Source organism: Microbacterium sp. NPDC055442, assembly GCF_053644215.1.
In genome coordinates this window covers 83,512-96,872 of record NZ_JBSHLF010000003.1, presented here as the reverse complement: position 1 = coordinate 96,872, position 13,361 = coordinate 83,512, and the positions used below count along the sequence as shown (strand labels likewise).

Sequence of the window (13,361 nt, the reverse complement as noted above, 5' to 3'; positions counted from 1 at the left end):
CCCGAACCGCTACCTGAGGACGGCGGCGCCGACGAAGAGCGCCGCCGAGACCGCCCAGAACAGCACGACGAAGACGGTGTCGCGCGTTCGCCACGGCACGAGGTGCCGCTCGGTGCGGTCGCGGTGGGCGCCGAAGGCGCGCGCATCCATCGCGAGGGCGACGCGTTCGGCGTGCCGGATGCCGCCGGCCATGAGCGGCACGATGTAGCCGAACCACCGTGCGAGCGCCGCGAACGGGCCGCGTCCGCCGTGCGCCCCGCGCACGCGGTGCGCCTGCCGGATCACGTCGAGCTCGTGCCCGAAGCGCGGCACGAAGCGGAAGGCCGCGAGCGCCGTGTAGCCGATGCGGTACGGCACGCGCAGCTGCTGCACGCTCGCCCGCACGAAGTCGGGCCCCGCCGTCGACAGACCCGCGAGCAGGGTGAGCGCGATGATCGCGGCGAGCCGGAGTCCCGTCGCGAGACCGATGAGCAGGGCGCCCTGGTACATGGTCCAGTCGCCGATCCGCCAGGCGATCGGGGTGTCGGAGACCAGCGCGGCGTCCGCCCACACCGCGAACCCGAGCGCGAGCGCGAGGGTCGCGAGCGGGATCGCGAGCACGAGCATGCCGACGAGACGGGGCGTGAAGCGCACGCCGACCAGGAGGAGGGCGTACGCCAGCCCGAGGAACACCGCGGGCGTCGCGAGGTCGCGCACGAAGACGAGCACGACGATGACCGGCAGCGGGGCGAAGAGCTTCGCCAGCGGGTTGAGGCCGTAGAGGAATCGCAGGGGCGACGCGGCGACGCGCTCGGCGTACGGGTCGAAGCGGCCGCCGGGTGCGACCGTGAGGACGGGCCCCGTCGCGCTCATGACGAACCCCCGTCGGGAAGGTCGGCCAGCCGTGTGATGCGCGAGAGTTCGGGATGCCGCGTGAGCCCGCGCAGTGCGCGGCGCAAGGGCGGCGGGCGCAGCCCCGCGCGCTCGAGCAGTTCGTCGTCGGCGAAGACGTCGGCCGTGGGTCCCGCTCGGAGGACCCTCCCATCGCCGATGACGACCGTGCGGTCGGCGTATTCGGTGACCAGCTGCATGTCGTGTGTCACGACGAGGATGGTCGTTCCCTCGGTGTTGAGTTCGCGCAGAAGGTGCAGCAGTTCGTCGGCGCGGGCACGGTCCTGTCCGAAAGTGGGCTCGTCCAGCGCCAGCACGGGGGCGCCGGCCACGAGAGCGGTGCCGACGGAGAGGCGGCGCTTCTGACCGCCCGACAGCAGGAAGGGGTGCGTCTCCGCCCGGTCGGCGAGACCGAACCGCTCGAGCAGGGCGAGGGTGCGTTCGCGCACGTCGGTGTCGGGCAGGCGTCGCAGGCGCAGTCCGTGCGCGATCTCGTCGTACACCGAGTGGGCGATGAACTGGTGCTCGGGGTTCTGGAAGACGAAGCCGACGTGCGACGACAGGGTGCGGACGTCGGCGCGGGCGACGTCGAGGTCGCCGATCCGCACGGTGCCGCGCGGGGGCGGCACGACGCCGGCGATCGCCTGCAGCAGCGTCGTCTTGCCCGCGCCGTTCGCGCCGACGATGGCGACGAACTCTCCCGCCGCGACGTCGAGGTCGACGCCGTGCAGCACCTCGGTGCGCCCCCGCCGCACGGCGAGCCCCCGCACCTGGATCAGTCCACCCTCGGCCTCTGAGCCCGCCGGAGGGTCACCCCGCCGCGCCCCGGTCCCTGAGCTCGCCGAAGGGTCGCCCCGCTCACCTCGCCCGGTCCCTGAGCTTGCCGAAGGGTCGCCCGCCCCGAGTGCGGCCGCCAGCTCGTCGGGCGTGAGCGGCAGCGGGTCGAGTGCGTAGCCCGCGCGGCGCAGCCGCAGGGCGGCGAGCGCCGACACCGGCAGCCAGACGCCCATGTCGTGCAACTCGTCGGCGCGGTCGCGCAGCACGGCGTCGACCGATCCGTCGGCGACGACGCGTCCGCCCTGGTCGAGCACGACGACGCGGTCGACGAACCCGATGGCGGCGTCGAGGTTGTGCTCGACGAGCAGGATGGCGCGATCTCCGGCCGCGACGAGTTCGGCCAGCGCCGCATAGACCTCCTCGATCCCGCGCGGATCGAGGTTGGCGGTGGGTTCATCGAGTACGAGCAGGGGCGAGCCCATCGCCAGTGCGCACGCGATCGCGAGGCGCTGCCGGCCACCGCCCGAGAGCTTGTCGGGGTTCTCGGTGCGCCGCTCCCACAGGCCGACCCGGCGCAGCGCGTCTTCGGCGCGCGCGAGGACTTCGCCCACCGGCATCCGCAGGTTCTCGGGTCCGAAGGCGACTTCGTCGAGCAGCGTTCCCGTGACCAGCTGTGCGTCGGGATCCTGGAAGACCATGCCCACGTGCGTGCTGAGCTCGGCGACCGTCGCGTCGGTCGTGCGCAGCCCGGCGACCTCGACGTCACCGGTGAGTTCGGCGGGCACAGCGTGCGGAATCAGGCCGTTGAGGGCGAGTGTCAGCGTCGACTTGCCCGATCCGCTCGGCCCCAGCAGCAGCACGACCTCACCGCGGTCGATGTCGAACGACGCGGATGCGGGAAGCGCGATGTCCGCACCCTCGTGCCGGATCGCGAGGTCGCGCACGCGCACGAAGGTACGACGGCCCGATACCGCGGCGCCCGTGGGGCGCGAGGCATTTGGTTCGTGTTCGGGAAGGGTCACCGATGGTCCAGGTTGAGCGGTGGAGCTTCCAACGTAGTCGACCCCTACCCAGCGGCGGCAGCTGTGGCGGTGACGCCCGGCTAGGGACTGAGGTTTGACAGTCGGAATAACCTAGGGTTACTCTCAGTTGTCTAGTCGTATAGACAAATAGCTCATTCTGTTCACAAGGAGAGGCTGACGATGATGTCGCTGAAGGAAGCCCGATACGAGCTTGTCGAAGTCCCCGAGCCGATGGGGCCGGTATCGCAGCTCATCGACCGCCGGTTTGTACTCGACTACGCCTATGCGCAGGACGACTTCGGCGATTGGTACTTCGTAGACTCCCCGTTCGGTGGCCCGGTCGGACATCCTCTCGTGCTCGCGAACGAGCTGCTCTTCCTCTTCTACGACAAGTACGACGGCAACACCGCTCAGGGGCTGCATACGCACGAGCTTCTGCGATTCCGCTCGCCCGTCCGCGTCGGTGAGACGATCACAGTCGAGGGAGGCTACACCGACAAGTACGAGCGCCGGGGACAGGGCTACGTCACCCTCGAAGCGACGGCCCGCGGTGAGGACGGTCGCGTGCTGGTCGAACACGTGGGTCGCGAGATCATGCGCACGGTCGCAGGCGACGTCGTCGGCAAAAGCCGCTCGGCGAGCGGGGAGCGTCATCGCACGGTGCTGGGCACCGTCGACGATTCGGTCCCTGCGATCACCGTTGCCGCGCACGGACTTCCCGCGCGCGCTGCACTGCCGGGCCGCACAACGTCGTTCACTCAGGATCAGATGTCGGTCTTCTCCTGGGCGGGCCGCGGCTTCAGCAACGTCCACACGAGCGTCGAGAAGGCAGCTCTGTCCGGCCTCGACCGCACGATCGTCCAAGCACAGCAGCAGACCGGGCACATCGTGGCGAATCTTGTCGATGTGTTCGGCGCAGCGTGGTTCACCTCGGGTGAGCTCGACCTGCGCTTCATCTCGCCCGCATACGTCGGCGACGTCCTCACGACGAGCGGTGCTGTCGTCGGCGAGGACTCCGGCCGGCTCGAGGTCGAGGTGTGGGTCGACAAGTCGGACGGCACCCGCACCGCTGTCGGCTGGGGGTCCGCCCAGATTTCCGACGACCCCGCTCGTCCCACCACTCTGCTGTGACCCGCGCAGCAGGTATGACCGCCGAACGATCCCGTATGACGAAGGAGTCAGCATGACACAGCAGAACGCGGCCGCGGCGCCGCACGATCAGGCGCAGCGCACGAAGCTCGCGCGCCGGGCCGCCGTCGCGAGCCTCGTCGGCACCGCCGTCGAATGGTACGACTACTTCATCTTCGGCACTGCGTCGGCACTCGTCTTCGGCCGACTGTTTTTCCCGAGCGACGGCGACCCCATCTACGGCACACTCGCGGCCTTCGCCGTGTTCGGTGTCGGATTCTTCGCCCGTCCGCTCGGCGGAGTCGTCTTCGGTCACTTCGGCGACAAGTTCGGACGCAAGGCAGCCCTCATCACGACGCTGATGATGATGGGCATCGCCACCTTCCTGATCGGTCTTCTGCCGACGACCGACCAGATCGGCATCCTCGCCCCGATTCTGCTGGTGTTCCTGCGCCTCGTGCAGGGGTTCGGCGTCGGCGGTGAGTGGGGCGGTGCGGCACTCGTCGCGGTCGAGTACGCCCCCGAGGGTAAGCGCGGCGCCTACGGTAGCTTCCCGCAGATCGGCAACGCGATCGGTCTGGTGATGTCGACCACGATCTTCGCCCTCGTCTCGATGCTGCCCGACGAACAACTCTTGAGCTGGGGCTGGCGCGTTCCGTTCCTCTTGAGCATCGTGCTGATCGGTGTCGGACTCTTCATCCGCTTCAAGCTCACCGAGACCCCGACGTTCCAGGCGGCGCAGGAAGAGCTGGAGGCGAAGGCCGAAGCGGAGAAGCCGAAGGAGCGCATGCCCCTGGCAGAGCTGTTCCGCCGTTTCAAGAAGCCGCTCCTGCTCGCGATGGGGATGCGGTTCGGCGAGGCGGTCTTCGGCTACATCATCCTCACGATCGGCCTGACCTTCGCCACGAACTATACGAACATCGATGGAACCAACGTGCTGTGGGCCTCGACGATCGCGGCGGCGATCGCGATCTACACGTACTACTTCTTCGGCAAGCTCAGCGACAGGATCGGACGTCGTCCGGTGTTCATTCTCGGCTCCGTCGTCGGAGCGCTCGTGTCCTTCCCGTTCTTCTGGATCCTCGCCGCCGACAACATCGTCCTGATGTACATCGCGTACGCGATCGCCTATGCGATCGGCGTCGGGGCGGTGTACGGGGTCGAGCCGTCGTTCTTCTCCGAGCTGTTCGGCACGAAGGTCCGCTACACGGGAGTCTCGCTCGCAGCGCAGATCCCGTCGGTCCTCATCGGGCTGTGGCCGTTCGCGGCGACGGCGATCTTCGCCGCGACGGGCGGAGATCCGTGGCCCATCGCACTGATCACGGTCATCGCGCTGATCATCGGAGGCTTGTGCGCATATCTTGCTCCCGAGACCAACAAGGCCGACATGACCAAAGTGGGAGAGGAGAAGCCGTGACCAGCATCCACCGGGATCTGACCGACCCCGCACGCGCCTTCGAAGTGGACGACCTCGAAGCCGGCCTCAAAGAGCCCGAGTTCGAGAACCTCGAGATCCCCGAGAGGCTCGGCCCCGTGACGGTCCGTGTCGACGACCACAAGATCAAGCGCTTTGCCTTCACGCAGGATGACTACCACCCGTGGTACCTCGATGCGAGCCCGTTCGACGGATGCCGTATCGGCCACGCCGCGCTACTCGGCAACGACCTCGTGCAACTGTTCACGACGGTGTATGCCGCGAGCAAGGTCGTCGGACTGCACACCGAGGAGCAGCTGTGGTTCGACTCGCCGGCATTCCTCGACGAGGAGGTGACGCTCGAGGGCACGTACACCGAAGCCTACGAGCGTCGCGGACAGGGCTACGTCGTCATGGAGGCCACCGCGACTGGCGCCGATGGGCGAAGCATCCTGCGCCACCGCGGTGTCGAGATCTTGCGCACCCGGCCGGGCGATGTCGCGGGACGCGGTAGCGCGACCCCCGCTCAGCCCGAGGAGCGCGTGACGGGCACGGTGCCCGCGGACGCGCCTGCCTTCGATCCGGATGCGCCCGCTGCCGGTCAGGTTCTCGCCCCACTTGAGAAGACCTACACGACCGAGCAGGCCGCGGTGTTCTCTCGTATCGGCGAGTACGTCCGCAACATCCACAATGACCTCGACCTGGCTCGCGCGGGTGGCCTGCGCGTGCCGATCGTGCAGGGCCAGCAGCAGTTCGGCGCGCTCGCCGAGATGATGACCCGCGCGTTCGGCGCCGTCTTCTTCGAGGGCGGATGGCTGCGCATCAAGTTCCTGAAGACCGTCGACGTGCATGAGCCCATCGAAGCCAGCGGCGTCGTCACCGCGGTCGCCGACGGCCGCGTCGAACTGCAGGTGTGGGTGCGCAGGGCCGATGGAGCCCTGAGCGCCGCGGGGTGGGCGAGTGCGCCGCTTCCCGACCGATACCGGAGATGAGAGAGAAGACCATGACCGAGAAGATCACCGGCGGACAGCTGGTCGTGCAGATGCTCGAATCGCTGGGGGTGACGAAGGTGTTCGGCGTCGTGGGCGGGCAGACGCTCGCCATCACGGATGCCATCATCGACACGCCGTCGATCGAGTTCGTCCACACGCGGCACGAGAATGCGGCGGCCGTCATGGCCGACGCTTATGGACGCCTCACGGGTCGCCCCGCGGTGGCGATCTCGACGACCGGTCCCGGCGCGACCAACCTGCTGACCGGCGTCGGCGGGGCATTCCGCGACTCGAGCCCCGCGATCATCATCACCTGCAACAACAACGGCGAGAACATCCACAAGGATGACGCGCAGAACGCCGATCACGTCGAGATCTTCCGGCCCTTCGTGAAGTACGGCCGTCTCGTCGCCCACGCGTCGAGCATCAAGCAGGCGATGGAGGAGGCGTACATCAACGCCATGACGGGCAACCCCGGCCCCGTGCACCTCGACTTCGCGCGGGACACGATCGAGCTGCCTGTCGAGAACTCGCCGGCCGTTCCCGCCGTGCATCCCGCGCGCTCCTGGGTCGGCACGCGCCCCGTCGCCGCCGCCGATGAGATCGCGACCGTGGCGGCGCGCGTGCTCGCCGCCGAGAAGCCGGTCATCTGGGTCGGCAACGGCGGCAATCGGGGGCAGGCGTCGGAGGCCGTGCTCGCCCTGGCGGATGCGCTGAGCATTCCCGTCATCACGACGTTCAACGGCATGGGAGCCGTGCCGACGACGCATCCGCTGGTGTTCGGCGCGCTCAGTCGCATGGGCACGAACCTCACGACGCGAGTGATCGGGGACGCCGACCTCGTCCTTGCTCTCGGCAACAGCCTCAACGCCGTGTCGACGACGCGCTGGCGCCGCCAGCTGCCCGAGATCGTGCAGGTCGACATCGACCCGAGCATGATCGGGCGATACTATGCCGAGGTCACGACGGGCGTCGTGGGCGACCTCGCCGCTTTCGCGACCGACCTCATTGCGGCGACCGTCGACGAGGCGGCGGCAACTCGCGAGGGTCGCGCCGAATGGATCTCGGAGCTGCAGCAGGCAGAACGCGACTGGTGGGCGCTCTCGGACGATCTCGCACCCGAGAACTCGGACGTCGTCTCGCCTGCCGTCGTCGTGCGCGCTCTGCGCGACGTCACACCCCGCGATGCCGTTCTCATCCCCGACGCGGGCAACCCCGGCGTGTGGTCGTTCCTGTGGGAGATGGACGTGCCGTACCGCTACATCAAGCCCGTCGGATTCGGCAACATGGGCTTCGCCCTCCCGGCCGCGATCGCCTCCGTCGTCGACGATGCGTCCCGGCCCGTGCTCGCGCTGATCGGCGACGGATCTCTCGGGATGAGCCTCGGCGAACTCGAAACTCTCGCGCGCGTGGGCGGACCCGTCGTGATCGTCGTGCTAAACGACTCCAGCTACGGAAACATCCGTCAGGAGCAGGTGCTGCATTTCGACGGACGCACGATCGGCGTCGACTTCCACGAAGTCGACTTCGCGCAGGTCGCCCGGGGCATGGGCTTGGATGGAGTGCGGGTGACCGAGGTCGACAGCCTCGTGACCGCCGTGCGCGACGGCTTCGCATCGGGCAAACCGGTCGTGGTCGATGTCGTGCTCGATCGCGCGGCGAACGCGTGGACCTATCCCGCGTTCGTGCCGCACGGTTCCTGAGACGCGCGGAGAGCAAGGAGACACTGTGACGACGCAGCAACAGACGACGGAAGGGACCGCTCCCGGTCCCCTCACAGGGGTGAAGGTCCTCGACCTATCGCGCTTCATCGCGGGTCCGCTGTGCGCGCAGATCCTCGCCGACTTCGGAGCGGAGGTCGTGAAGATCGAGCGTCCCGCCGGTGAGGACTCGCGCCACCACGGCCCCTACTGGCAGGGCGAGAGCATTTACATGTTCCTGTACCACCGCAACAAACAGGCCGCGACGCTGGACACCCGGCATCCGCGTGCTTTGGAGATCCTCGAGGATCTCGTGCGCTGGGCTGATGTCGTGATCGAGAACTTCCGTCCCGGGACGATCGAGCAGATGGGCCTGGGTTACGAGCGGATGAAGGAGCTCAACCCCGACGTCATCCTCGTCTCGATCTCTGGCTTCGGCCAGACCGGCCCGGATTCCCGTCGAGCGCTGTTCGACGCGATCTCCCAGGCGTCTTCGGGGCTTATGAGCATGACGGGTGAGCCCGATGGCAAGCCGACGCTGTCGGGCACTTACATCGCGGACTACACGACGGGCTATCAAGGTGCGATCGGCGCTATGGCGGCACTCATGCACCGCGATCGCACCGGCGAGGGTCAGCTCGTCGACATCGCCAGCTTCGACACAATGTTCTCCGCGCTCGGAACGCGGCTCATCGCAGAACTCATGCTCGGCCTCGAGATGCCGCGCTCGGGCTCGCGCGACCTGCTGACTGCGCCCGTGAACGTGTACGAGGCCGCTGACGGACCGATCTACATCCAGGCGGGAACAGCCTCGCTCTTCCCGAAGCTCTGCGCCGTCATGGCGCGTGACGATCTCGCCGCCGACGAGCGGTTCGCGACGGTTGAGGGCCGGATGGCCCAGCAGGACATGCTCGAAGGCATCATCCAGGAGTGGGCCGCTGGTCTCGAACGCGACGACATCGCGGCTCGGTTGGACGAGGCCGGCGTGCCGTACGCGAAGGTCGCGAGTGTGCGCGAGGTGTCCCAGTCGCCGCAGATCGCTGCTCGCGGCATGATCGCCGAGGCGGAGCATCCTGTTCACGGCACGATCCGGATGCCGGCGAACCCGATCCACATGGAGAAGAGTCCTCCGACCGTACGCAAGGCGCCACCGAGTGTCGGCGAGGATAACGTTCACGTCTACCGCGATATCCTCGGCTTCGACGAGGGCGAGATCGCGAAGCTCAGGGAGGAGGGAGCGATCTGATGCAACGGGCTCCCATGTACCGAGTGATCTACGACGACATCGTCGGCCAGATCCGCTCGGGCGTGCTCGAACCCGCTGCACAGCTCCCGAGTGAGCATGAGCTCGCGAAGCAGTATGGCGTCAGCCGTATGACGGTGAGGCAGGCCCTCGACCTGCTCGGCGCTGACGAGCTCGTCATCCGCAAGCAGGGCAGCGGTACGTTCGTGCGCGAGCGCTCGCGTCGCGGTCGCCGACTCAATCGGCTGCGCTCCTTCTCGGACGAGCTCGCCGAATCGTCTCTGCATATCACCAGCGACGTCATCCGCGCCGAGCTCGCCGAGGCGCCCGACGACGTGGCGGCCGCGCTCGAGCTCGCGCCGGGCGACCTCGTGAATCGACTGACACGCGTGCGCAGTGTCGAAGGCAAGCCGGCGGCCCTCCAAGATGCGTGGATCCCCTATCCGGTGGCGCCCGGGCTCGTGCGCGCACCACTCCTCGAGGGGTCGCTCTACCGCACTCTGTCCGAACGCTACGGCGTCGAGCTGCGCTGGGCAGAGCAGTCGATGACGGCCTCGATGCTGGACGAGGCCGAAGCAGAGCTGCTCGGAGCCGCCACCGGCGGTGCCGTGCTCTTCGGCCTGCGTACGACCTACTCGGCCGCCGGCAGACCCGTCGAGTACACACGGGGCTGGACGCTGCCGGAGTTTCCTCTGCTTCTGCGGATCGATGCCGAGTGAGCGCGAACTCCGCCGTCGTCGCCGTCGACGTGGGCACATCGGCTGTGCGCGCCGCTCTTGTCGACGCTGATGCCGGCGTTGTCCGCTCCGTTCGCGTCGCGCGCGCCTCAAGCGTCGGAGGCGAGGTCTTCGACGCCCTCGCGCTGCTAGCCGAGGTGGAGCAGGCGCTCGCCGAGCTCGACGCGGTCGGCGGCGCTCACACTGTCGCCGCGCTGGCCATCTCGGCCCACATCGGCACGGTGCCCGTTGACGACTTGCTCGCACCGGTTGCCCCCGGCGGGGGCTGGGCGGACACGCGCGGTGTCACGCTGCTCGGCGGAGTGGCAAAGAACGAGCTGGAGGACCTGCTCGCCGCCGCCGGTCGTCCCACGGTGATGGGCGGCGCCCTTGCAGTCGCGCTGGATCTGAGAGCGAGTGGCCTCGCCTCGCGCGTGTCGTCGCTTCTCAGCCCGAAGGATTTCCTCGTCGCCCGTCTCACGGGTCGGCTCGTGACCGACACGATCAACGCCGCCTACACCCTGGCTAGCGACGTGCGTCGGCTCGAGTGGCAGGCGCGGGCGCTCGACTTGTTCGACGTGCCCGCGAATTGGTTCCCCCCGCAGGCGGCGTCCCAGGAGGTCGCGGCGACGCTGCTGCCCGACGCGGCCGCGCGCTGCCGACTGCCGGCGGGTTTGCCGGTCGTCGCGGGCGGTCCCGATGGGTCGGTCGGGATCGGATTCCTACTCGGCGCCACCCAGGGTGCGATCGCCGACGTCGCCGGCACAACGGACGTAGTCGGCCGGCTCGTGAGCGACGTCGAGGGTATCCCCGCGGGTGCAGTTGCGAACCCGGCACTCGTGCCCGGCCGCTGGACGGCCGGCGGCGCGACGGGGATGACCGGAGGTGCCGTCGCGAACTGGCGGCTGCTTGTGGGCGCGGTCTCCGACGCAGCACTTGCGGCGGTCGAGCCCGGTAGCCGCGGGCTTCGCGTCATCCCCACGATGTCGGGCGAGCGCTTCCCCCGTTGGCGGGCGGACACGCGTGGCGCCGTGCTCGGTCGCACGCCCGACCACGGAGCGCCCGAGCTGCTGCGCGCGACGCAGGAGGGGGCGACGTTCGTCGTAAGGGAAGGCGTCGATCTGCTCGACCCCGGGCGCGAGATGCCGTTGATCTTCGCGGGAGGCTCGGCGCGCTCGATGCACGTCGCCCATCTGCGGGCCGCTGCGCTCGGCCGCACCGTGCGGGTCGCGAGCGATCCCGACGTCACGCTGCTCGGTGCTGCGGGGCTTGCCCTTGTGGGCGTGGGGCTGGCGGGTGATCTCGACGACGCGCGCGAACGGCTTGGGGTGACGTTCCACGACGTGGAGCCCGACGCGATAAGCGTGGCGCGCTACGACGCGGTCTTCGCCGAGTGGCTGGACGCCCGGCGCGCGGCGACGTCACGATAAGTCGGCGTCACGGTGCAGAACCGCTTCGCGTAGTCGACCGGCGCCTGGCAGCGGCGTCAGCGTGCTCGCTCGCCGCGGTGGCCGACGCCCGCGCGGCGCAGGCCCGCGCCGATGGCGAGGCCGACGGCCGTCCAGACGACGGGGCCGAGCACCGACACGGTGAGGTAGAGGATCTGCGCCCACAGCGCCATCGTGCCGATGTTCGCGGCGAAGAAGACGGCCGCGGCGACGACGATGCCGATGAAGACGGCCGAGACGAAGAACCGCCACGGGGCCCACGAGCGGTAGCGCACGAGGGCGGCGACGAGCTCTTGGATGCCGCCGAAGAGGATCGCCGTGCCGAGGAACTGCATCGCATACGGCGGCGCGATGGCGCACGAGACGAGCGCCGCGAGCAGGTGCGTCGTGAGGGCGACCCAGGGGAGCCGCAACGATTCCTGCGCGATGATGCCGGGAAGGACATGCACGCCGAGCACGAGCCCGTACACCTGTGGCAGGGCCGCGAGCAGGGGGACGGTCACCCACCCGGCGATGCCGCCGAGCAAGCCCGTCGCGACGCCGATCGCGGCGCAGACGAGCAGCACACGCGTCGACAACAGCGAGGTTCGGGCCACGGTTCGATCGTAGTCCGGGTCACATCCGCCGACGACGGCGGGTGAGGCGCACAGCCGGCATGGGCGGCGCGGGGATGCGTTCGTCGCCGTGCCCGACGACATGGCCGAAGCGGTCGGAGCCTGACTCCCAGTCCTCACGCGCCTCGACGATCTCCTCGTGAGCTCGCCCGACGAAGTTCCACCACATGATGATCTCGTCTTCGAACGGCTCGCCGCCGAGCAGGAAGATCCGCGCGCCGGCATCCGTCGAGACGTCGATCTCTTCCCGGTGGACGCCGAGATAGAGCAGCTCGTCGGCCACCACGCGGGTCGTCTCGGCCTCGGTGTGCACCGTGACGTCGCCGTCGACGCCGACGATCGCGTGCTCCCATGCGGCATCCAGCGGCAGTCGCACATGCGCTCCGGCGGGCAGATCGATCTCGGCGCCGACGATCGGCGTGTGCATCGTGGCGGGCGATGTCGCGCCCGCGAAGGCTCCGACGACGACGGATGCCGCACCCCCGGGTGTGCCGGCCGTCAGGGGCGCGAGCTCGACGCTCGGGAGGTCGACGTGGCGCTCGAATCCGGGCGGCCCGTGGCGCCTGCTCTCGGGCAGCGCGACCCACAGCTGCAACGCGTCGAGCGGGACGGGACCGTCGCCGACCGAGTACTCGGAGTGCGAGATCCCCGCGCCGCTGGTCATGATGTTCAGTTCGCCGCGACCGATCTCGATGTCGCTGCCGACCGAGTCGCGGTGGCGCACTTCGCCGATGAGCGGCCAGGTGACCGTCTGCAGTCCGATGTGCGGGTGCGGCTCGAGCCGCATCTTCACGCTCTCCTGACCGAACCGGTCGAGGAAGCACCACGCCCCCACCATGGGCAGGTCGCGGTGCGGCAGCAGCCGACGCACGCTCATCGCCCGCACGCCGCCGAGCGGCACCTCCCGCGAATCGATCCGGACGACGCGCGGACCGTCGCAGTCCGCCGCCGCGGCGAGCTGCGGCGGCTCGTCGCGCAGCAGTCCCGCCTCGTCGTGGCGCGTCACGTCGTCAGGTCCCGTCGGGCCACGCGACGGTGAGCCCGCCGATCTCGTTCGCGCGGACGTACTTGGCCACGGCCGGGCACACCGGCACGACGGTGTCGCCGCGCGCGGCGCTGTCGGTCATCGCCTCGCCGATCAGCACGCCGGCCAGGCCCTTTCCGCGGAAGGCGGGGTCGACCTCGGTGTGCGGGAACACGACGCGCCCGCGTGAATCCGTGCGGAACTCGGTGAAGCCGGCGAGCACGTCGCCGACGTGCACTTCGTATCTGCTCTGCGCGTCGTCGCGGGTCACGGTCGGCTCGTGGGTCAGGTCGGGCTGGTCGGTCATGCCGGTCCTCTCGTCGGGGAGCGCGTGATCCCAACGTAGGCGGCCGTGGGGTGTTTGGCGAGCCTCAGCACCCGAACGCGGCACGAGGCGGGCCCACCGTCCGCGG

12 protein-coding genes are annotated in these 13,361 nt (G+C 69.2%); 7 read left to right on the top strand and 5 right to left on the bottom strand.

Going from position 1 to position 13,361, the window contains the following annotated elements; all coding sequences use genetic code 11:
• Nucleotides 1-9: 9 nt before the first annotated feature.
• Nucleotides 10-852, bottom strand: coding sequence for an energy-coupling factor transporter transmembrane component T (locus ACWIBS_RS07690; protein WP_376130001.1), 843 nt, complete (start codon nt 850-852; stop codon nt 10-12).
• Nucleotides 849-2,597, bottom strand: a complete 1,749-nt coding sequence (locus ACWIBS_RS07685; RefSeq protein WP_376130040.1) for an ABC transporter ATP-binding protein — start codon at nt 2,595-2,597, stop codon at nt 849-851. Before ACWIBS_RS07685 ends, ACWIBS_RS07690 begins: the two co-directional genes overlap by 4 nt.
• 255 nt (nt 2,598-2,852) lie before the next feature.
• On the opposite strand from ACWIBS_RS07685, the gene ACWIBS_RS07680 reads away from it, so the two are divergent.
• From ACWIBS_RS07680 to ACWIBS_RS07650, 7 genes are read left to right on the top strand one after another with little or no spacing between them, the layout of a single operon-like run.
• Nucleotides 2,853-3,800 (top strand): MaoC/PaaZ C-terminal domain-containing protein, encoded by a 948-nt coding sequence (locus tag ACWIBS_RS07680; protein ID WP_454136741.1) that lies wholly within the window; start codon nt 2,853-2,855, stop codon nt 3,798-3,800.
• A 52-nt stretch (nt 3,801-3,852) separates the two neighbouring features.
• Nucleotides 3,853-5,214 (top strand): MFS transporter, encoded by a 1,362-nt coding sequence (locus ACWIBS_RS07675; RefSeq protein WP_376129995.1) that lies wholly within the window; start codon nt 3,853-3,855, stop codon nt 5,212-5,214.
• Nucleotides 5,211-6,203, top strand: a complete 993-nt coding sequence (locus tag ACWIBS_RS07670; protein ID WP_376129992.1) for a hypothetical protein — start codon at nt 5,211-5,213, stop codon at nt 6,201-6,203. Before ACWIBS_RS07675 ends, ACWIBS_RS07670 begins: the two co-directional genes overlap by 4 nt.
• 11 nt (nt 6,204-6,214) lie before the next feature.
• Nucleotides 6,215-7,906 carry a thiamine pyrophosphate-binding protein gene (locus tag ACWIBS_RS07665; protein WP_376129989.1) on the top strand — a complete coding sequence of 564 codons (1,692 nt, stop codon included), beginning with the start codon at nt 6,215-6,217 and terminating at the stop codon, nt 7,904-7,906.
• Nucleotides 7,907-7,931: 25 nt separating this feature from the next.
• Entirely contained in the window at nt 7,932-9,149 is a 1,218-nt protein-coding gene (locus ACWIBS_RS07660) for a CaiB/BaiF CoA transferase family protein (RefSeq protein WP_376129986.1), read from the top strand.
• Between the two features lie 14 nt (nt 9,150-9,163).
• Nucleotides 9,164-9,865 carry a GntR family transcriptional regulator gene (locus ACWIBS_RS07655; protein ID WP_376129983.1) on the top strand — a complete coding sequence of 234 codons (702 nt, stop codon included), beginning with the start codon at nt 9,164-9,166 and terminating at the stop codon, nt 9,863-9,865.
• Complete coding sequence (locus ACWIBS_RS07650) at nt 9,862-11,292, top strand: xylulokinase (RefSeq protein ID WP_376129980.1); 1,431 nt, start codon at nt 9,862-9,864, stop codon at nt 11,290-11,292. The genes ACWIBS_RS07655 and ACWIBS_RS07650 overlap by 4 nt, the downstream gene beginning before the upstream one ends.
• 56 nt (nt 11,293-11,348) lie before the next feature.
• Here ACWIBS_RS07650 and ACWIBS_RS07645 read toward each other — a convergent pair whose 3' ends face one another.
• The 3 genes from ACWIBS_RS07645 to ACWIBS_RS07635 are packed head-to-tail and all read right to left on the bottom strand — an operon-like array spanning nt 11,349 to nt 13,255.
• Nucleotides 11,349-11,906: an ECF transporter S component gene (locus ACWIBS_RS07645; protein WP_376129976.1), complete on the bottom strand. Its 558-nt coding sequence runs from the start codon at nt 11,904-11,906 to the stop codon at nt 11,349-11,351.
• Between the two features lie 19 nt (nt 11,907-11,925).
• Nucleotides 11,926-12,930: a pirin family protein gene (locus ACWIBS_RS07640; protein ID WP_376129973.1), complete on the bottom strand. Its 1,005-nt coding sequence runs from the start codon at nt 12,928-12,930 to the stop codon at nt 11,926-11,928.
• 4 nt (nt 12,931-12,934) lie between these two features.
• The gene (locus ACWIBS_RS07635) at nt 12,935-13,255 is read right to left on the bottom strand and encodes a GNAT family N-acetyltransferase (RefSeq protein ID WP_376129970.1); all 321 of its coding nucleotides are present in this window, start codon (nt 13,253-13,255) and stop codon (nt 12,935-12,937) included.
• Between the last annotated feature and the right edge of the window lie 106 nt (nt 13,256-13,361).